The sequence below is a fragment of the Rhizobium oryziradicis genome (genome assembly GCF_001939045.1).
GTDB lineage: Bacteria > Pseudomonadota > Alphaproteobacteria > Rhizobiales > Rhizobiaceae > Allorhizobium > Allorhizobium oryziradicis.
The window spans coordinates 291,610-312,342 of the sequence record NZ_MKIM01000031.1 but is presented as its reverse complement, the minus strand read 5'-3'; the positions used below and the strand labels follow the sequence as shown (position 1 = coordinate 312,342).

General features: G+C 55.7%; 16 protein-coding genes. 2 read left to right on the top strand and 14 right to left on the bottom strand.

The window, feature by feature from the left end; translation table 11 throughout:
• On the bottom strand, window positions 1-2,217 hold the full coding sequence (locus BJF95_RS21385; RefSeq protein WP_075641498.1) for a primosomal protein N': 2,217 nt from the start codon (window positions 2,215-2,217) through the stop codon (window positions 1-3).
• 164 nt (window positions 2,218-2,381) lie between these two features.
• Window positions 2,382-4,718: a methyl-accepting chemotaxis protein gene (locus BJF95_RS21380; RefSeq protein ID WP_075641497.1), complete on the bottom strand. Its 2,337-nt coding sequence runs from the start codon at window positions 4,716-4,718 to the stop codon at window positions 2,382-2,384.
• 385 nt (window positions 4,719-5,103) lie between these two features.
• Between BJF95_RS21380 and BJF95_RS21375 the strand changes: the two genes are divergently transcribed.
• Together BJF95_RS21375 and BJF95_RS21370 are read left to right on the top strand one after the other, a co-directional pair.
• Window positions 5,104-6,039 carry a tyrosine recombinase XerC gene (locus BJF95_RS21375; protein WP_075641496.1) on the top strand — a complete coding sequence of 312 codons (936 nt, stop codon included), beginning with the start codon at window positions 5,104-5,106 and terminating at the stop codon, window positions 6,037-6,039.
• Window positions 6,040-6,165: 126 nt separating this feature from the next.
• Entirely contained in the window at window positions 6,166-7,146 is a 981-nt protein-coding gene (locus tag BJF95_RS21370; protein ID WP_245297398.1) for a TraB/GumN family protein, read from the top strand.
• Window positions 7,147-7,188: 42 nt separating this feature from the next.
• On the opposite strand, the gene BJF95_RS21365 is transcribed toward BJF95_RS21370, so the two are convergent.
• The 12 genes from BJF95_RS21365 to BJF95_RS21305 form a co-directional block, all read right to left on the bottom strand.
• Complete coding sequence (locus BJF95_RS21365) at window positions 7,189-7,692, bottom strand: cytochrome b (protein ID WP_075641495.1); 504 nt, start codon at window positions 7,690-7,692, stop codon at window positions 7,189-7,191.
• Between the two features lie 136 nt (window positions 7,693-7,828).
• The gene (lpdA, locus tag BJF95_RS21360; RefSeq protein WP_075641494.1) at window positions 7,829-9,235 is read right to left on the bottom strand and encodes a dihydrolipoyl dehydrogenase; all 1,407 of its coding nucleotides are present in this window, start codon (window positions 9,233-9,235) and stop codon (window positions 7,829-7,831) included.
• 106 nt (window positions 9,236-9,341) lie between these two features.
• Complete coding sequence (locus BJF95_RS21355; RefSeq protein WP_075641634.1) at window positions 9,342-9,983, bottom strand: LysE family translocator; 642 nt, start codon at window positions 9,981-9,983, stop codon at window positions 9,342-9,344.
• A gap of 32 nt (window positions 9,984-10,015) precedes the next feature.
• Window positions 10,016-10,429 (bottom strand): MAPEG family protein, encoded by a 414-nt coding sequence (locus BJF95_RS21350; RefSeq protein ID WP_075641493.1) that lies wholly within the window; start codon window positions 10,427-10,429, stop codon window positions 10,016-10,018.
• A 116-nt stretch (window positions 10,430-10,545) separates the two neighbouring features.
• The gene (gene odhB / locus BJF95_RS21345) at window positions 10,546-11,763 is read right to left on the bottom strand and encodes a 2-oxoglutarate dehydrogenase complex dihydrolipoyllysine-residue succinyltransferase (protein WP_075641492.1); all 1,218 of its coding nucleotides are present in this window, start codon (window positions 11,761-11,763) and stop codon (window positions 10,546-10,548) included.
• 151 nt (window positions 11,764-11,914) lie between these two features.
• Window positions 11,915-14,908, bottom strand: coding sequence for a 2-oxoglutarate dehydrogenase E1 component (locus BJF95_RS21340; RefSeq protein ID WP_075641491.1), 2,994 nt, complete (start codon window positions 14,906-14,908; stop codon window positions 11,915-11,917).
• A 171-nt stretch (window positions 14,909-15,079) separates the two neighbouring features.
• Complete coding sequence (sucD, locus tag BJF95_RS21335; RefSeq protein ID WP_075641490.1) at window positions 15,080-15,982, bottom strand: succinate--CoA ligase subunit alpha; 903 nt, start codon at window positions 15,980-15,982, stop codon at window positions 15,080-15,082.
• Complete coding sequence (locus tag BJF95_RS21330; RefSeq protein WP_075641489.1) at window positions 15,982-16,362, bottom strand: hypothetical protein; 381 nt, start codon at window positions 16,360-16,362, stop codon at window positions 15,982-15,984. The genes sucD and BJF95_RS21330 overlap by 1 nt, the downstream gene beginning before the upstream one ends.
• A gap of 4 nt (window positions 16,363-16,366) precedes the next feature.
• Window positions 16,367-17,563, bottom strand: a complete 1,197-nt coding sequence (gene sucC, locus BJF95_RS21325) for an ADP-forming succinate--CoA ligase subunit beta (protein WP_075641488.1) — start codon at window positions 17,561-17,563, stop codon at window positions 16,367-16,369.
• Between the two features lie 266 nt (window positions 17,564-17,829).
• On the bottom strand, window positions 17,830-18,792 hold the full coding sequence (mdh, locus tag BJF95_RS21315; protein WP_075641633.1) for a malate dehydrogenase: 963 nt from the start codon (window positions 18,790-18,792) through the stop codon (window positions 17,830-17,832).
• A gap of 181 nt (window positions 18,793-18,973) precedes the next feature.
• Complete coding sequence (gene zapE / locus BJF95_RS21310; protein ID WP_075641486.1) at window positions 18,974-20,137, bottom strand: cell division protein ZapE; 1,164 nt, start codon at window positions 20,135-20,137, stop codon at window positions 18,974-18,976.
• Window positions 20,138-20,216: 79 nt separating this feature from the next.
• Window positions 20,217-20,732, bottom strand: a complete 516-nt coding sequence (locus BJF95_RS21305; RefSeq protein WP_075641485.1) for a protease inhibitor Inh/omp19 family protein — start codon at window positions 20,730-20,732, stop codon at window positions 20,217-20,219.
• Window position 20,733: the final 1 nt, after the last annotated feature.

Below are 20,733 nucleotides of genomic sequence, written 5' to 3'. Positions count from 1 at the left end.
TTACAGAAAACTCTGCGGATCAACATCCACCTGAACCTGAATCGACCGCACGGGCTTTGGCCCACGCTCCAGCATGGTCCGCACAAAAGCCTGCATATCGCTGGTCTTTCGACCATGAATCAGCAGGCGAAAACGGTGACGACCGCGGATCAATGCCAAGGGCGCTTCGGCTGGGCCTAAAATCGCAATGCCCGTGACAGCCGGAGCCGCCATGCGCAATTGCCGGGCATGGGTTTCGGCATCAATGCGGTTGTCTGCTGACACAATCATCGACACCAGCCGTCCGTACGGTGGCAGAACCGCTCTCTCCCGTTCGGTAATTTCGCGCTCGTAAAAGGCACCGGCATCGCCAGACACAATCGCCATCATCACCGGATGTTGCGGCTGATAGGTCTGCAACAGGCCGTGGCTTTTCAAGCCGGTGCGACCCGCCCGGCCAGTCACCTGGCTCAGCAATTGAAAGGTGCGCTCGGCAGCACGCGGGTCACCATTGGCGAGGCCAATATCGGCATCGACAATGCCCACAAGGGTCATCAGCGGAAAATTATGGCCCTTGGCCACCAATTGCGTGCCGATGATGATATCGGCCTCGCCCTTGGCAATGGCTTCCAGCTCCAGCCGCAGCCGCTTCACGCCACCCATATCGGAGGAGAGCACCAATGTGCGGGCCTCGGGAAAGTGCTTTTCCACCTCTTCGGCAATGCGCTCCACGCCCGGCCCGCACGCCACCAGATGGTCCAGCGTGCCGCATTCCGGGCACGCCTGCGGCGTCGGCTCGGCATAGCCACATTGATGGCATTGGATCTGGCCGCGAAAGCGGTGTTCCACCAGCCAACTGGAACACTGCGGACATTGAAACCGATGGCCACAAACCCTGCAAAGGGTCAGCGGCGCATAACCACGCCGATTGAGAAACAGCAGAGATTGCTCTTTCTTTTCCAAGGTCTTTGCCATGGCGCGCAGCATCAATGGCGAGAGAAAGCCGCCCTTTTCCGGCGGATGCCTGCGCATATCAATCAGGTGCAGATCGGGCATGGCCGCATCGGCAAAGCGGGTGGGCAGATGGATGCGCTTGTAGCGACCCGAATAGCTGTTGACCTGACTTTCCACCGACGGCGTGGCCGACACCAGCACCACTGGAATTTTGGCAATATGGGCCCGCACCACGGCCATATCCCGGGCATTGTAAAACACCCGGTCTTCCTGTTTGAAGGCCGGGTCGTGCTCTTCATCGACAATAATCAGGCCCAGATCTTCAAAGGGCAAAAACAGTGCAGACCGCGCCCCGGCCACGACGCGAATATCGCCGGTGGCAGTCTGCCGCCAGACTTTTTCGCGGGTTCTGGTGGCAAGATCCGAGTGCCATTCGCCGGGCTTTGCCCCGAACCGGTCGTGAAACCGCTCCAGAAAAGCGGTGGTCAGAGCAATTTCCGGCAGCAGGATGAGCACCTGACGGCCCTGTTTGAGGGTTTCGGCAATGGCTTCGAAATAGACTTCGGTTTTGCCCGAACCCGTCACGCCATCAATCAGGGAGACAGAAAAGCCACCGGCTTTGACATCGTCCACAATGACCTCGGCCGCATCTTCCTGCGGTCCCGCCAGCCGGTGCGGTGCATAATCCGGGTCCGGCTTGGCCACCAGAGGCGGCGGCGGCAAGAACACCGTCTCAAACAAGCCTTGCTTTGCCAAGCCATCAATCACCGAGGTGGAAACGCCAGCCGCATGGGCAAGCCCGCTTTTGGTCCATGACAGGCCATCACTGGAAAGCTCCAGCACTTTGCGGCGGGCAGGCGTTAATTTATCCGGCTCATGACCCGTAAAGCGCAGACCTTCAATCATCGGTTCCGGATCAAAGGCGGCTGGCGTACGCATCGCCATGCGGGCCACCAGCCCCGGCGGCGATAAGGTATAGGCCGCCACCCAATCGATAAAGCGTCGCATGGCTTCATCCAGCGGCGGGCAATCAAACAGCTTTTCAATGGGCCGCAATTTAGCAGCTTCAACCTTGCCAGCCTCCTCACCATCCCAAACCACGCCAATCACTTTGCGCGGCCCCAGCGGCACCTGCACGATAGAGCCGGGCACCACAGCCATGCCAGCCGGCACGCCATAGCTATAGGGCCCGGGCGCGGGCATGGGCACCAGCACAGGTACTGTGCGGGTGGCGGGCTCCGCTTTTGCAAGCGGTCCAAACAGGTCAGACGGTTCAAAGCTCATTGCGGCGGACAATGCCCGCAAAGACCAAAAAATGAAACAGGAAAGTATGGCTCCATCCCCCGAACGGGAGGATGGCACCGTGCTGTGGCAGCATGCTTCCTTGCAAAGAAATCAAGGCGAGAAAAAAGCGATGCAGGCGCGGCACGGTGCAGTCCTTTGGCGGATCAAGCCACCTTTCGATAGCCGGACTTATCGGCCGCATCGCCCCCATAAGGGGACGACACAAGATTGAAACGACGCACGAGATCAAGCAGCGTTGTTGCTTCACCTGCCAAAGCGGCACTGGCGGCATTGGTTTCTTCCACCATGGCTGCATTTTTCTGAGTGACCTGATCCATCTGGTTCACCGCCGTATTGACTTCCGACAGGCCCACCGATTGCTCGCGCGCCGATGTGGCAATGGCATCCATATGCTGGTTGATCGCGACAATATAGGTCTCAATTGTCTTCAAGGCATCACCCGTATTGCGCACCAGAGTTACACCCGTTTCGACCTCGCCACTCGAATTGCGGATTAACTCCTTGATTTCGCGCGCAGCCTGGGCCGAACGCTGCGCCAGTTCGCGCACTTCTTGTGCCACCACAGCAAAGCCCTTGCCGGCATCGCCAGCACGAGCGGCTTCCACACCCGCATTCAAAGCCAGAAGATTTGTCTGGAAGGCGATTTCATCAATCACCCCGATAATATTGGCAATCTGGTTCGAGGATTGCTCAATCCGTTGCATGGCATCAACCGCATCCGCCACCACGCGACCGGACGCGCTTGCACTTTTATTGGCCTCAATGGCCACGGTTCTCGCTTCCTGGGCGCGTTTGGACGAATTGGAGACATTGGCGGTAATCTGATCCAGCGCCGCTGCCGTTTGCTCAAGGGAGGCTGCCTGCTGTTCGGTGCGCTTTGACAGCTCATCAGAACTGCGGCTGATTTCCAAAGAGCCGCCATCGATAGACTGCGATGCCTCGGTGACAGACATCATCGCATCGCGCAATTGCACAATGGCACCATTAAAGTCGGCACGCAGGCTCTCAAATTCAGCCGCAAAAGGTTCAACCAGCTGAAAGGTCAGATCGCCGCGCGACAGTTGGCGCAAACCATCGGCAAGGCCTGAGGTTGCCTGTGCCATGGCCTCTGCACGGGTCTTTTCCACTTCGGCATTGCGGCGGCGCTCGCCTTCGGTTGTCAGGCGGCTGGCCTCAGCCTCTTGTTGCAGTCGCAGATTTGCCACGGCATTATCACGAAACACAACAACCGCTCCGGCCATGGCACCGATTTCATCTACCCGGCCTTCCCCGGGAATTGTCAGGTCTGTCTTGCCGCTCGCAAGCACGCCCATGCTTGTGGTCATGGCGCGAATGGGCCCGGCAATGCTGCGCGCAACAAACCACATGGCCGCAATGCCCCCGAATGCAACCAGCAGCGCAACAGCCACCTGGAGCATAATATCGCGTTGGCCACGGGCAACCATGGCCGCATCCAAAGCTTTCACCTGCGCCATCGCCACATCCCGTGGGACCGAGACAATCACCGACCACGGTGTTTTTGTGCGCCCGATCACAATCGGTGCCAGCGCCTGAAAGCTGTTTTTATCCGATAAGACATCTGCCTTTCCCGCCTGGATCAGAGGCAAAATCGATGACGATTCGGCTGCGCTTTTATCAAAGGCTTCGCCAATCGTTTCCGGACGAGCGCTGTCTGCGACCACCAAGCCTTTAAAGCTGATGATTTTAACCGCTGCCTTGCCATCATAAATCGAGCGGCGAACCTGATCTGCCAGGGTCTGCACAAAGGAGAGATCAAAATCTGCACCAGCCACGCCCTGAAACTTGCCATCAATCATGATCGGCACAGACATTGTCGCCAGGAAAACGTTTTTACCCTGAACGATATAGGGCAAAGGGTCGAGAATGCTCTCTCCCCGCCCTTCCTTGGGACCGATGTACCAACCGCCTTTCATGACGCCATTTGGATGTAGCTCTTTGCTGTCATATTCGACCAAAGGCTGTATAGCGATTTTCCCGGCCGCATCACGGGTCCAATAAGGAAGAAAGCGCCCTGTTGCGTCCGAGCCAAGGTCACGACGTTCCTTGAAGTCTACATCTTTGCCATCCAGAGCATTCGGCTCCCAAGCGCTATAGGTGCCATTGAAGGGCGGATTATCCTTGAGCTGATTGAGAAGCATGGCATTGAGCTGGCCGCGCCGCTGCTCTGCCACGGTGCTGTTGTTCTTGTCGCCAACAACCACTTCAAAGTTACGCGCAAGATTGCGTGCCGTATCAAAAGCCTGATTGAGTGAGGCGCGAATAACCTCGGCTTGCGTCGAGGCCAATGTCGACAAAGCTTCGCGGGTCTTGGCCTCGGTCAACTGGTTGACCTCCCCGCCAACATACGTGCGGGTCGTGTCGGCCGCCATGATTCCGTATCCCACCAGACCGGCAGTGGCTGCAAGGACACAAACGCCTGAAAGAACTGCGATTTTGAGCTGGATGGATTTAAACTGCATGACAACCTCTTCCATTGAGAAAAGAACGGACCCATCACGGGAATAACGCCGTTTCATCATGAATTGTTTATTTAGAATGTTAAAAATACAGAAATATACCCTGAAATTTCATGGAAAATAACTATAGTCTAATGTGCTTATTGATGATTGTTATTTATAGGTGCGTTTTCATAAACCTGAAATATACTCGGGAAAATTCTCTCGCGCATTTCTTGGTTGATGAAATCAATAAAGCACCTCAAAGATGAGGTTTTTAAGCGTGTGGGTGATGTCAATTTCCCACAATCAGAGTGGTGCAATGAAGAACGAGCACCATTTGTTAAGCATTCCCTAACAGCTATCGGGCAATTTGAAGCGATGACTGACAGAGCAAAGGGCTGCTTCCGTGAACGAGCTATTGTTGATTGCCGCGCCCGACCTGATGAGTGAGCGACAAAGCTGGCTTGCCAACCTCACCCAGGAAAAGCGGTTTTCAGAAAACACCCTGACCGCCTATGAACGCGACACGCGCCAGTTTTTGACCTTTCTGACTGGCTATTTCGGTGGACCGCCCTCTATCAAGGATATTGAGGCATTGAAGCCTTCGGATTTGCGCGCTTTTCTGGCCTCGCGCCGCAAGGAAGGTTCCGGTGCACGGTCGCTTGGTCGCCACCTAGCGGGCATTCGCTCGCTGCTGCGCTTTCTGGAGCGAAAAGGCCTTGTCAATGCCGCAGGTGCGGGTGCCATTCGCTCGCCCAAACAACCAAAATCGCTGCCCAAGCCCCTGAGCGCCAAACAGGCGTTGCAAGTGGTGGACGCTGATACGCAGATGAATGAAGAGCCGTGGATTGCCGCCCGCGATGCCGCCGTGCTTTCGCTGCTCTACGGCTGCGGTCTTCGTATTTCCGAAGCATTGAATTTGCTGCCAGTCGATTTTGACAGTGACACCACCACGCTGCGCATCACGGGTAAAGGCAATAAAACGCGGTTGGTGCCGCTGTTGCCTGCGGTGCGAGAAGCGGTGGAGGCCTATCGAAAGCTTTGCCCCTACCATCTTGACCCCAGCGAGCCGTTGTTTCGCGGTGCGCGCGGTGGCAAATTGCAGCAGGGCATCATTCAGCGGGAGATGCAACGCTTGCGCTCCGCCCTCGGCTTGCCGGAAACCGCCACGCCGCACGCGCTCCGCCATTCATTTGCCACCCACCTTCTCAGCGGCGGCGGCGATTTGCGCACCATTCAGGAATTGCTCGGCCATGCCAGCCTTTCCACCACGCAGGTTTATACCGGCATTGATTCGGTCCGCCTGATGGATGTCTATGATCGCGCCCACCCAAGGGCATAAACCCGCTTCTTCGACACTCTGGAAAGCATCATGATGAAGCCCACCAACCGCGCATGCAAAGTGCCACGCAAAGGTCAATGGACCGCACCCATTCGCGGTGCCTTGGGCGTGATCCTCGCCTTGGTGATGGCACTGCTTTTCACCCCGGCCCAAGCCCAAACACCGCCGGATCGCGCCTGTGTGGGCAAAAACCTGCTGCCGGAGCTGCAACAGCGCGACCCAAAGGCCTATGGGCGTGTGGCGGCCGAGGCAGCTGAAACGCCCAATGGTCAGGCGATTTTCTGGAAGATTGAAAAGCCCGGCCTCAAGCCTTCGTATCTGCTCGGCACCATGCATGTGACCGATCCGCGCGTGCTGACCATGCCAAAGGGCGCACAGGATGCCGCAAAGGGGGCCGACACAATCATTGTCGAATCGGACGAGGTGCTGGACGATAAAAAGGCGGCAATTGCACTGATGGCAAAGCCTGAGCTTTCGATGTTCACCGATGGCTCAACCATCACCAGTCATCTGACGCCTGAGCAGGTGAAGGAATTGGAAGCCGGGTTAAAAAAAAGAGGGCTAGCCCTCTCCGCCGTCAACCGTATGAAACCATGGATCATTGCCAGCTTTGTTGCCCTTCCGGCCTGCGAGCTGGCACGCAAGGCCGAAGGCACATCGTTTCTTGATAAACGCATTGCGCAAGACGCTGCCAATGCCGGAAAGCGGGTGGTAGGGCTGGAAACCTATGCAGAGCAGCTTGAAGCCCTGAATGACCTGCCCATGGCCTTTCACCTGAAGTCGTTGATCGACACATTGCAGCTCGGCGACACGATGAATGACGTCAACGAAACCATGATCGACCTTTACCTGAAAGGCGATATTGGTGCCATCATGCCTTTGCTGCAAGCCATCTCTCCAGACCCCGCATCCGCCAAAGATGCGGACTATGCCGCGTTTGAACAGCGGATCGTTCTGGACCGCAACAAGATCATGGCGGAGCGCGCAGCCCCCACACTGAACCAAGGCAATGTCTTTATGGCGGTCGGCGCGCTGCATCTGCCGGGAGAAGGCGGCGTTGTCGCGCTGTTGCGCCAGCAAGGCTTTACCGTAACCGCAATGCCATAAATCGCGGCGACAGCCCTCGTTGAACGTAAGGTGGGATTAACGTTACACACCGCGCGTCATACGGGCCAGCACATTGGTTTTCCAATAAAACTGATGCACCAACGCGCCCAGGACGTGCAAGACGATCAGCGCCCACAGCAGTATTTTCAAAGGCCCGCCGTGCAACTCGCCAAGGGTGTCATTGCCAAAGTAATATTTGGCCATGCCCGTGACGGGCATCAGCACAAACAGCGCGTAGAGCGTCCAATGGGCGAGTTTTGCGGCCAGTTTTAAAAGAGGCGGCTCTTGCGGCGGTGCATCGGGTGCGCCCTGCATTAGCCGCACCGCCAGTCTGATCAGACAGAGCAGCAAAATAGCAATGCCGACATAAGCGTGGATATTGGCGGAGCTAATATCATCGGGCGTGATTGCCTCACCCCGGCGCATCAGCCGGTTCCAGTGCTCCATCCCGTCAGAAAAGATCAGATTGAAGAAAATCAACGCTGCCATTAGCCAATGCAAGGCCCTTTGCAGCACGGAATAGCCGGTGACTGTGTTTTCGACCATAATTCTTGCCTTTTATCAAAAGGTTAAAGGAACATACGGCCCTATGATAAAAGCCGTGGCTTGGATAACAAGCCACGGCTTTCAATATGACGAAAATATAATACTGGTCGATTTTTCTCTTCTTTTCAGAAGAGGATTACATATGGATTGGCTTGGCAAAGGTTGCCAATGCAGCTTCCTTCACGGCTTCCGACATGGTCGGATGCGCATGGCAGGTGCGACCCAGATCTTCAGACGAGCCACCAAATTCCATCAAAACAGCGGCTTCATGGATCATTTCGCCCGCGCCAAGACCAATGATGTGAACGCCGAGAACGCGGTCGGTGTCCTTATCGGCCAAAACCTTGACGAAGCCATCCGTGGCATTCATCGCACGCGCACGACCATTGGCGGTGAACGGGAACTTGCCAGCCTTATAGGCGATGCCTGCGGCCTTCAGTTCTTCCTCGGTCTTGCCAACAGAGGCCACTTCCGGCTGGGTGTAGACCACGCCCGGAATGACATCGTAATTCACATGACCATGCTGACCGGAGAGAATTTCGGCCAGAGCCACGCCTTCATCTTCAGCCTTATGGGCCAGCATTGGGCCCTTGACCACGTCGCCGATGGCGTAAATACTAGCCACATTGGTCTGGAAGTGGTTGTCGATTTCGACGCGGCCACGGTTGTCGAGGGCAACGCCAACAGTTTCAAGGCCAAGGCCCGTGGTGTAAGGCTTGCGGCCCGTGGCCACCAGCACAACATCGGCTTCCAGAGTTGTGGCTTCGCCGCCCTTGGCAGGCTCGAACGTCACCTTGGCACCTGCGCCGGACTTTTCAACGGCGGTGACTTTGGCACCGAGGTTGAACTCCATGCCCTGCTTGACCAGCATGCGCTGGAACTGCTTGGACACTTCGCCGTCCATACCGCCCAAAATCGTGTCGAGATATTCAACGACTGTGACCTTGGCACCCAGACGCGCCCAAACCGAGCCAAGCTCAAGGCCGATCACGCCGCCGCCAACCACGATCATCTTGCCCGGCACCTTGTCCAACGCAATGCCGCCGGTGGACGACACAATGATCTTCTCGTCAATATCGACCGCCACACCGGGAATGCCAGCCACATCCGAGCCGGTTGCAATCACGATGTTCTTGGTTTCCAGAACCTGCTCTTCGCCCTTGTCATTGGTGACCGAGACCTTACCAACCGCCACGATCTTGCCGGTGCCAATCACGCCATCAATCTTGTTCTTCTTGAACAGGAAGGACACGCCTTCGACATTGGCCTTCACGGTGGCATCCTTATGGGCCATCATCTTGGGCAGGTTCAGCGTTGGTGCACCAACCTCGACGCCCAGATCGGCCATGCCGTGGGCGGCGTGATGGAACATTTCAGAGGCATGCAACAAAGCCTTGGAGGGGATGCAGCCGACGTTGAGGCAGGTGCCGCCGTAAGTTGCACGCTTTTCAACCACAGCCACCTTCATGCCGAGCTGGGCTGCCTTGATCGCACAGACATAACCGCCAGGGCCGCTACCGATCACCACAAGATCATACGCCATTTTCTCATTCCTTTATATCAAACGTAATGCCGCCCATCTCTTGGGCAAAGGCAAAGCACAATCGAGACGGTCAATCCGTCCCATGATGGACGCAAAGCGCCCCGAATTAACCAGCCTTCTCGGTCGCAAGCTTCAGGCCGAGCACGATGAAGACCGCGCCGCTGACGCGATCAATCCATTGACTGGCACGCGAGAAGGTTGCCCGCATTTTTGGTGTTGTCATGAAAATGCTCACACCGACAAACCACATGATCAGGCATGTTGCCATCACAAGACCATAGCCAAACTTGACCGTGCTTGGCGTTTGAACGCTGACCATTGTGGAGAAGATCGACAGGAAGAAAAACACCGCCTTCGGATTCAAGACATTGGCCGCAAACCCCAGAAGGAAGGACTTGGCAGCAGACTGACGCTTTTTGTCGGCTTCAACCACAGCAGGCTGCGCAGTCAAATCAGATTTTCCAGCGCGGAGCGATTTAACGCCAATGTAGAGAAGGTAGGCAACGCCGCACCATTTGACGATATTAAACAGGGTGATCGATTGGGAAATGATCAGCCCCAGACCAAGAATGGTATATGTCACATGAAACATCAGCGATGCGCCAATGCCAAAGCTGGTGATGATCGCCTCTCGGCGACCGTGGATCAGCGATTGGCGCATAACCATGGCCAGATCCGCACCCGGAGAGACGATTGCAAATGCAAAAATTGCCATCAGCGATGCAAGTTCAAATAAATAGGGGTGCATCAACATTTCTCACTCAGCACAATCGCCACCGATTAAAACAGCAACACCAACAGCATTGCAACCAGACCTGCCAGCGAACCCAGCCAGATCATGGAGCGAATATAAGGAATTCCGGCCAGATAAAGCGGGATATACACAATCCGGCACAGCACCCACACCCAGGCACCAATGAGACCAAAGCCATGGGGATCACCCGCAAGGATCAGCCCAAAGGCGAGCGCAATAAAAGCTGGATAGGTCTCGCGAAAATTCGCGGATGCGCGCTCGGCACGACCGGCAAGATTGCCCTTTGGCTTCTTGTTGTCATCGCGAGGACCGGCATTCCAATCCGTTCCCAGTTCCTTGGTCGCGGTCATGCCTTGCAGCAGGATATGCGCAATCAGCAAAACAACACTGAAACCAAGGATAGGCAAAAAGGGCGAGGCGGCAAGAAAAGTTGGCTGCATGATCAGACTCCACTTTTTTGATCGACATCATTCCACGGGAATGCCGCTACGCACGTTAAACCATGTCCTCTTCCACGACCCGGAGGTCGAGAAAGAGGACAGGAAACAACCAATGCTTAGAGGTCCAGAACCAGACGCTCTGGATCTTCCAGGCTTTCCTTGACGCGCACGAGGAAGGTCACGGCTTCCTTGCCGTCAACAATCCGGTGGTCATAGGACAGTGCCAGGTACATCATCGGACGGATCACGATCTGACCGCCAACCACAACCGGACGATCCTGAATCTTGTGCATGCCCAAGATACCGGACTGAGGCGCATTGAGGATTGGCGAAGACATCAGCGAGCCATACACGCCACCATTGGTGATGGTGAAGGTGCCGCCCTGCATGTCGGCCATGGAAAGCGAGCCATCGCGGGCTGCCTTGGCAAGACGACCCAGTTCCTTCTCAACGCCGGAAATCGACATCTGATCAGCATCGCGGATCACCGGAACGACCAGACCCTTGTCGGTGCCAACGGCCATGCCAACGTGACAATAGTTCTTGTAGATGATGTCTGTGCCGTCGATTTCGGCGTTCACAGCAGGCAGTTCCTTCAGGGCGTGGGTCACGGCCTTGGTGAAGAAGCCCATGAAGCCAAGCTTGACACCGTGCTTCTTTTCAAAAATGTCCTTGTACTTGTTGCGAAGGCTCATCACGGCCGACATGTCCACTTCGTTGTAAGTGGTCAGCATCGCAGCGGTGTTCTGGGCATCTTTGAGGCGCTTGGCAATGGTCTGGCGCAGGCGCGTCATCTTGACGCGCTCTTCGCGGGATGCATCGTCAGCGCTGGACACTGGACGTGGTGCAGCAGGAGCCGCAGGTGCTGCTGCAACCGGACCCTTGGCAATCGCTGCAATCACGTCGCCCTTGAGCACCTGACCACGCTTGCCGGAGCCATCAACATCAGCCGTGTTGACGTTGTTGTCAGCGGCAAGCTTTGCAGCAGCCGGAGCCGCTGGCATGGAAGAGGAAGCAGCAGGTGCGGCCTGAGCGGGGGCTGCTGGAGCAGCCGCTGGAGCCGGAGCGGCAGCAGGTGCTGAGGCACCAGCCGATGCGCCCTCAGTGATATTGCCCAGCAGAGCGCCGAGACCAACGGTGTCGCCGTTCTGGGCGACGATTTCGGTCAGGACGCCGGAAACAGGCGAAGGAACTTCAACTGTCACCTTATCGGTTTCAAGCTCGACAAGCGGTTCGTCAACCTTGACGACATCGCCAACCTTTTTGAACCAGGTGCCGATGGTGGCTTCGCTGACGGATTCACCCAGAGTGGGGACGCGGATTTCAGTGGCCATGATAAAACAATTCCGTTGATCTGTGTGCGTTTCAAACAAGGGTGCCTAGAGCATTTCCAGGAAAAGTGTGGTGCGGTTTTCCGTCCGGAAATGCGTATAAACAAAGAGTTAGTGCGGTTCACTGTTTCAGTGAACCGCACTAAGCGCGGCATCAGCCGCCCAGAGCGTCCTCAAGGAAGGCTTCAAGCTGGGCAAGGTGCTTGGACATCAGGCCCGTTGCAGGCGATGCTGCCGCCGGACGGCCGGTGTAGCGTACCCGCTGGTACTTGGCATCAATATGCGCCAGCACCCATTCCAGGTAAGGATCAATGAACGACCATGCACCCATATTCTTGGGCTCTTCCTGGCACCAGACCATCTCCGCATTGCGGAAACGGCTCAGTTCATTGATCAGCGCCTTGGCCGGGAACGGATAGAGCTGCTCGATACGCAACAGGTAGACATCATCAATGCCACGCTTTTCGCGCTCTTCCAGCAGGTCATAGTAAACCTTACCCGTGCACATCACCACGCGGCGGATCTTGGCATCCTTCTGGAGCTTGATCGGGCCGTCCTTGATCATCTCGGCATCATCCCACAGCAGACGGTGGAACGAGGTTTCGCCCGCCATTTCCGCCAAGGTCGATGTTGCACGCTTATGGCGCAGCAAGGATTTTGGTGTCATCAGAATCAGCGGCTTGCGGAAGTCGCGCTTAACCTGACGGCGCAGAATGTGGAAGTAGTTGCTTGGCGTGGTGACGTTGGCAACCTGCATGTTGTCTTCTGCACACATCTGGAGCCAACGCTCAAGACGAGCCGACGAATGCTCTGGCCCCTGACCTTCATAGCCATGCGGCAGAAGGCAAACCAGACCGGACATACGCAGCCACTTGCGCTCACCCGAGGAGATGAACTGGTCAAACACCACCTGCGCACCGTTGGCGAAGTCACCAAACTGGGCTTCCCACAGGGTCAGAGCGTTTGGACGTGCCAGCGAATAGCCATATTCAAACCCAAGGACTGCCTCTTCAGACAGCATGGAGTTGATGACTTCGTAACGCGCCTGATTTGGAGCCAGATTGGCCAGCGGAATGTAGCGGTCTTCTGTTTCCTGATCGTAGAGAACCGAGTGGCGCTGCGAGAAAGTGCCGCGTTCGCAATCCTGACCGGACAGACGGATCTTGTGGCCGTCCAGCACGGTCGAGCCGAACGCCAGCGCTTCCGCCATCGCCCAGTCAATGCCTTCACCGGTCTCAATCATCTGAGCGCGGTTATCCATGAAGCGCTGAATGGTGCGGTGCGCGTTAAAACCTTCCGGGATCGACGACAGCTTGCGGCCGATTTCCTTGAGGGTCTTCATCGGCACAGCCGTTTTGCCACGGCGCTGCTCGTCGGCATTGTCAGCCGCGCGCATACCAGACCAAACGCCGTCCAGCCAGTCAGCCTTGTTGGGCTTATAGGCTTGGCCTGCTTCGAATTCCTGCTCCAGATTGGCGCGCCAATCGGCCTTCATCTTTTCCAATTCGCCTTCAGTGATCAAGCCTTCGCTGATCAGGCGCTCGCCGTAAAGCTGCACAACCGTCTTATGGGCGCGAATTTCCTTGTACATCTTTGGCTGGGTGAACGATGGCTCATCACCTTCGTTATGGCCAAAGCGACGATAGCAGAACATGTCGATCACGACAGGCTTATGGAACTTCATGCGGTATTCGGTAGCAACCTTAGCCGCATAAACAACCGCTTCCGGATCATCACCATTGACGTGGAAGATCGGCGCTTCGATCATCTTGGCCACATCCGATGGATAAGGCGACGAGCGCGAATAGCCCGGATTGGTGGTAAAACCGATCTGGTTGTTGACAATCACATGCATGGTGCCCGCAACGCGGTGACCACGCAGACCCGACAGGCCCAAAATTTCAGCAACAACGCCCTGACCGGCAAAAGCCGCATCACCATGCAAAAGCAATGGCAAAACCTTGGCGCGTTCCTTCAAAGGAATCACGTCGCCGTCCCAGACCTTGGCAAGCTGATCCTGCTTGGCACGCGCTTTACCCATGACCACCGGGTTGACGATTTCCAGGTGCGACGGATTGGCGGTGAGCGACAAGTGAACCTTGTTGCCGTCGAATTCGCGGTCAGACGATGCACCGAGATGGTATTTTACGTCGCCAGAGCCTTCGACTTCATCCGGCTTGAAGGAGCCGCCCTTGAACTCGTGGAACACGGCGCGATGCGGCTTGCCCATCACGTTGGTCAACACATTCAAACGGCCGCGATGCGGCATGCCCAGAACAACCTGTTCCAGACCTTCCTGACCGCCGCGCTTGATAATCTGTTCCAGCGCAGGAATGAGCGATTCACCGCCGTCGAGACCAAAACGCTTGGTGCCCTTGTATTTCACATCGATAAACTGCTCAAAGCCTTCAGCTTCGATCAGTTTTTGCAAAATCGCCTTCTTGCCCTCAAGCGTGAATTCAACGCCTTTATCAGGGCCTTCGATGCGCTCCTGAATCCAGGACTTTTCTTCTGGATTGGAGATATGCATGAATTCGACACCCAGTGTCGAGCAATAGGTGCGCTCCAGAATCTCGATCATCTCGCGAATGGTGGCGTATTCCAGCCCCAACACGTTGTCGATAAAGATCTTGCGGTCGTAATCGGCATCCGTGAAGCCATAGGAAGACGGCGACAATTCATTATAGTCATCAACAGGCGTTGCAATGCCGAGCGGATCGAGCTTGGCATGCAAATGGCCGCGCATGCGATAGGCGCGAATCATCATGATGGCGCGAACGCTATCACGGGTCGCCTGCAGCACTTCGGTTTCAGAAACCGGCGTACCAGCGACAGCTGCCTTCTCGGCCTTGCCCTTGACCTTGGTTTCTATGGCCTTTTCAATCAGACCCCAATTGCCATCGAGCGCCGATACCAGATCGGTGCGAGGCGTCAGCGGCCAATTGCTCCGCTGCCAGGAGGCACCCTTCGCTGCCTTTTTCACGTCGCTTGGATTATCGCCCAGCGCCTTGAAAAAGGATTGCCACTCCGACGATACCGAATTCGGATCCTCTTCGTAACGCGCATAAAGCTGCTCGATGTAGATCGCATTCGATCCATCCAGAAAGGACGTAATCTGAAACTGCTCGTTGGCTTCTTGCCTTGCCATGGTTTTCTGCGGGCCCCGTGCCCGCCTCCCGACTTGAGGTCATAGCCGAATATTCGGCCGAATATTTGGCTTGTCAAATATGTGCCAGCCAGAACTTGCGCTCAACTGGACTTGAAACTGAAGCATGGGCAGGCGCATCATGGTCAGCGCCTGCCCACACTCTTATGTGGTTCAGCCCTTGAGAACTTCAACCAGCGTTTTGCCGAGGCGTGCTGGAGACGGCGATACGCGAATACCGGCCGATTCCATCGCTTCGATCTTGTCTTCTGCGCCGCCCTTGCCGCCAGAGATCACAGCGCCTGCGTGACCCATGGTGCGACCGGGAGGAGCCGTACGACCGGCAATGAAGCCAACCATTGGCTTCTTGCGACCCTTCTTGGCTTCGTCCTTGATGAACTGTGCAGCCTCTTCTTCAGCAGAACCACCGATTTCACCGATCATGATGATCGACTTGGTGTTCTCATCAGCGAGATACATTTCCAGAATATCAATGAATTCAGTGCCCTTGACCGGGTCGCCGCCGATACCGACAGCCGATGTCTGGCCGAGGCCTTCATTCGATGTCTGGAACACGGCTTCGTATGTCAACGTGCCGGAACGCGACAACACGCCAACAGAACCCTTGCGGAAGATCGAGCCCGGCATGATACCGATCTTGCATTCTTCCGGCGTCATAACGCCTGGGCAGTTGGGGCCAATCAGGCGCGACTTGGACTTGTCCAGACGAGCCTTGACCTTGACCATGTCGGCCACTGGAATGCCTTCGGTGATGCAGACGATCAGCGGAATTTCAGCTTCAATGGCTTCCAAAATAGCAGCGGCCGCGCCTGCTGGCGGAACGTAGATCACCGATGCGTTTGCGCCGGTGACATCCTTGCCTTCGGCAACGGATGCGAAGATCGGCAGGCTTTCGCCCTTGGAGCCGGTCCAGTTGGTGCCGCCCTTGGCAGGGTGAATACCGCCCACCATCTTGGTGCCGTAATAGGCCAGAGCCTGCTCGGTGTGGAAGGTGCCGGTCTTGCCGGTCAGGCCCTGTACGAGAACCTTGGTGTCTTTATTGATCAAAATGGACATTATTCGGCTTCCTCTTCCTCGAACTCGAGGGGTTCAAATGCCTCAAAGGCGTCGTTGGAAAAGCGGTAGCCCATGCCCTGGGCCGGCTTCTGCGTCAGATGCTTATCAAGGCTCTTGGACCACTGGGTGTAGAACCAGTCGAAATGGCCCTGTGACTTGGAAACACCAAGCTCACCCTTCCAGACGAACAGGTCGGCATCCTTGGATTTTTCAGCGAAATAGGCGTCGGCATCATCTTTGTCGTTAAAATGTGCCCAGCGCTCGGCAACTTCGCCTTCACCCGGAATCTCGCTATCCCAGGATACGAAATAGCAGAGATTGATGTCCGTCTCGTTTGGCCCGAAAGCCTGACGTGTTACGGTCTTTGATGTGTTGGCCATAGGCTCAAGCCGCCTTCACTGCTGCAACAATCTTCTGTGCAGCATCGTCCAGATCATCCGCCGAAATGACGTTGAGACCGGATTCGTTGATGATTTTCTTACCCAGATCCACATTGGTGCCTTCAAGGCGCACAACGAGAGGAACAGTAAGACCGACTTCCTTGACAGCGGCCAGCACGCCTTCTGCAATCACATCACACTTCATGATGCCGCCGAAGATGTTGACCAGAATGCCCTTCACAGCTGGATCAGCCGTGATGATCTTGAACGCTGCCGTTACCTTTTCCTTGGTCGCACCGCCACCAACGTCGAGGAAGTTTGCAGGCTCAGCGCCGTAGAGCTTGATGATGTCCATGGTTGCCATGGCAAGACCTGCGCCGTTGACCATGCAGCCGATGTTGCCGTCGAGAGCAACGTAGGCCAGATCATACTTGGAGGCTTCGATTTCCTTGGCGTCTTCTTCGGTCTTGTCGCGCAGCGCAACCACATCTTCGTGACGGAACAGAGCGTTGCCGTCGAAAGACATCTTGGCATCGAGAACGCGCATACGGCCGTTCTTCATGACGATCAGCGGGTTCACTTCCAACAGAGCCATGTCCTTTTCGACAAAGGCTTTGTAGAGGATCGGGAACAGCTTTTCAGCATCCGCCTTGGCTTCGCCTTCGAGCTTCAGAGCAGCCGTCAGGGCAGCCAGATTGGCAGCCGTAACACCTGTTTCTGGGTCGATCGCAACGCTGACGATCTTTTCAGGTGTGTCATGGGCAACGGTTTCAATGTCCATGCCGCCTTCGGTGGAAACCACGAAAGCAACCTGACCCACAGCGCGGTCGACGAGCAGCGAGAGATAAAGTTCGCGCTCGATGTCGGCACCGTCTTCGATGTACAGGCGGTTGACCTGCTTGCCAGCCGGGCCGGTCTGGTTTGTCACCAGCGTGTTGCCGAGCATTTCAGCAACATGGGCCTTTACTTCGTCGATCGAGAAAGCAAGACGCACGCCACCCTTGGCATCTGGGCCGAGTTCCTTGAACTTGCCCTTGCCGCGGCCACCAGCGTGGATCTGGCTCTTGACCACGTAAAGTGGGCCAGGAAGCTGCTTTGCAGCAGCTTCGGCCTCATTCGCAGAAAAGATTGCCACACCTTCGGCAACCGGTGCACCAAAGCTCTTCAACAGAGCTTTGGCCTGATATTCATGAATGTTCATAAAGCTTTCCTTTTGAACCACTAATCCGATGACTTCAATCTGAGCTTCGAAGCTTCTCGCTTAATCTGATCAACAAGTATCCTGGTGCCAGCGTTACGCACACAGAAATAAAGTTCCAGACATTAAACGGACTCATAACCTCTTGAAGTTTCGCGAAACCCTCGAAATACAAAACTGACCCGTAACCAAACACAATAAAAATAAACCCTGACACAAGCAGGACATACCCTAAAATGCCAATGGCACGGGCCATTTTACACTCGCCTTTACTTGAGCGCCGGAGCGATTGCGATGCAGGCTTCGCAAAGCCCTGCAACCGAACCGACAGACTTCTGGAAAGCCGCTTCTTCATCTTTGTCGAGCTGAATTTCGATGATGCGCTCAACGCCGCCTGCGCCGATAACCGTTGGAACGCCAACATACATATCCTTGACGCCATACTGACCGGTGAGGTGCGCAGCACAAGGCAGAACGCGCTTCTTGTCCTTGAGGTAGGATTCAGCCATTTCGATTGCCGAAGCCGCAGGTGCGTAGAAAGCAGAGCCGGTCTTGAGAAGACCAACAATTTCAGCACCACCATCGCGGGTGCGCTGAATGATCTGCTCCAGACGCTCAGCCGTGCACCAGCCCATCTTGACCAGATCGGTCAGAGGAATACCGGCAACGGTAGAGTAACGCGCCAAAGGCACCATGGTATCGCCATGACCACCGAGAACGAAGGCCGTTACGTCCTGAACAGAAACGTTGAATTCCTCAGCCAAGAACAGGCGAAAACGCGAGGAATCCAGAACGCCAGCCATGCCGACAACCTTGTTGGCTGGCAGGCCGGAGAATTTTTGCAACGCCCAAACCATCGCATCAAGCGGGTTGGTGATGCAGATGACGAAAGCGTTAGGGGCATATTTCTTAATGCCAGCACCAACCTGCTCCATAACCTTGAGATTGATGCCCAAAAGGTCATCACGGCTCATGCCGGGCTTGCGCGGCACACCAGCGGTGACGATGCAAACGTCAGCACCTTCAATCGCGGAATAATCACTTGCGCCAGTCAGCTTGGCATTAAAGCCTTCGACAGGAGAGGACTGCGCGATGTCCAGACCTTTGCCCTGCGGTACACCGTCAGCAATATCGAACAGGACGATATCGCCCAATTCCTTGAGGCCAGCCAGATGAGCCAGCGTACCGCCGATCATTCCAGAACCAATAAGTGCGATTTTGTTGCGCGCCATTGAAATGCTTCCTTTTAGATCCAAAACCAAGGCGAGCACCAAAGGGTCAGGGCCAGCCATTGCGGATCATCGCATAGCCCGACACAGCAAAAAACGCAAACGATATTTGTGTGATGTTATTTTTCAATCGGTTAGACTATAAAATTCTTACGTAAAGGTAAGAATTTTCGTCACCAAATCTTCACATTTCAGAAAGGTCTGATTTACCTTCGTTAAGATAGTCGCTGCTTTGCATCTCAAACAGACGCGATGCCGTGCGGTCAAACTCGAAGCCTTCTGTGCCTTTTTTCTCGGTCAAAAGCGCCTCTGGCGCAGCAGCAGCCGAAGCATGCACGCGCACTTTATGGTCGTAGAGTGCGTCGATCAGGATGATGAAACGTTTGGTTTCATTTCGCTTTTGCGGGCCGAGATAGGGAATGTGATCAATGAACACCGTATCAAACCGATCGGCAATGGCCAGATAATCGCTGGCACCCAGCGGCTGCTCACACAATTGTGCAAAGGTAAACCGTGCCGCCCGGTCAACAGCGCGTGGCACAGGCACAACCCGACCCTTCATTTGAATCTCTTCAGGCTTTTCTGGCTGGGCTTTTGTGACTGCACGCCATGCGCGGTCCATCTCACGATCGGCAGCGCTATCCGCCGGGGTGAGATACACCGGCAGATGATCGATCTTTTCCATCCGGTAATCGGTGGGTGAATCGAGCGAACTAACTTCGACATATTGCTGCAACAGCCCAACAAAAGGCAGGAACAGGCTTCTGTTCAAACCATCCGGATAGAGATTGTTCGGCTCGACATTGGACGTGGCCACCAGAATACAGCCGCGCGCGAACAGCTCGGTAAACAGGCGCGACAAAATCATCGCATCGGCAATATCGGTGACGGTGAATTCATCAAAGCACAAAAGCTCGGCTTGCGCCGCCAATTGCTCAGCCACCGGCGGCACCGGATCAGCCTGTTTGGTTTCGCCGTTTTTCAATTTCTGCCGATGAAGATAAATGCGATTGTGCACATCGGCCATAAACTCATGAAAATGCGCCCGACGTTTTTTCTCAATCGGTGCCATGGAGAAGAACAGGTCCATCAGCATGGTTTTGCCACGCCCGACACTGCCATAGACATATAGCCCCTTGATCGGATCTTTCGCCTTGTTGCGCCGGGCAAAAATCCACCCCAGGGCTGAGGATTTGCTGGCCGGCTTGCGCTCTTTCAGCGCACTGAGGATGCGATCAAGGCGTGCTGCCACATCCATCTGTGCGGGATCGGCCTGAAGCTCTCCCGATTTTGTCCGCGCTTTCAGCGCCTCGCTGACGCTGAGGGTGTAATCGGGCATCGGCTGCATGGAGAACTCCGCATAAGCGCATGCCTGCCCCATGAATGGGCAGGCAAAATAGAAAAATCGGATGGAGTAACGCTTCCGCTTAGCGGCTCAGGCTGACGGGCTGGCCACTGCTGGTCGAACCGCTGAACTGGTTTTCAGCCGTCTTGTAGAGCGTGCCGATCACGTTACCGTCGCGATCCTTGAGCAACAACTGCTTATTGGTCACATCCCATGCGCCCATTGTGGTCAAAGGACCAACGCAACGGCGGGTGCCGCCACGCGAACCTCCACCAAGATTGGTCAAGGTCAGGAACATGTCACAGCTGGAGCCGCCGTTGGCAACACGCCAATTGCCCACCAATTGCTCCTTGGTGAAATCCATGGCACCGCCTGGCGGAGGCGCATTGGGTGTCAACGCGGCGGTCTGGTTGGCTGGAGGAGCCGGAAATTGCGATCCTGCAGCACCTGGAGGCGGCAATTGACCCGAGGTCACCGGAGAAACCGGCTGCGCCTGCAAGGGCGGCAAGGAAGAAGAACCATAATCGCTCGACGTGCGCTGACATCCGGCCAATGCAAGCACGACCGCAAGACCTGTCGCCGCAAATTTCAGATTCATC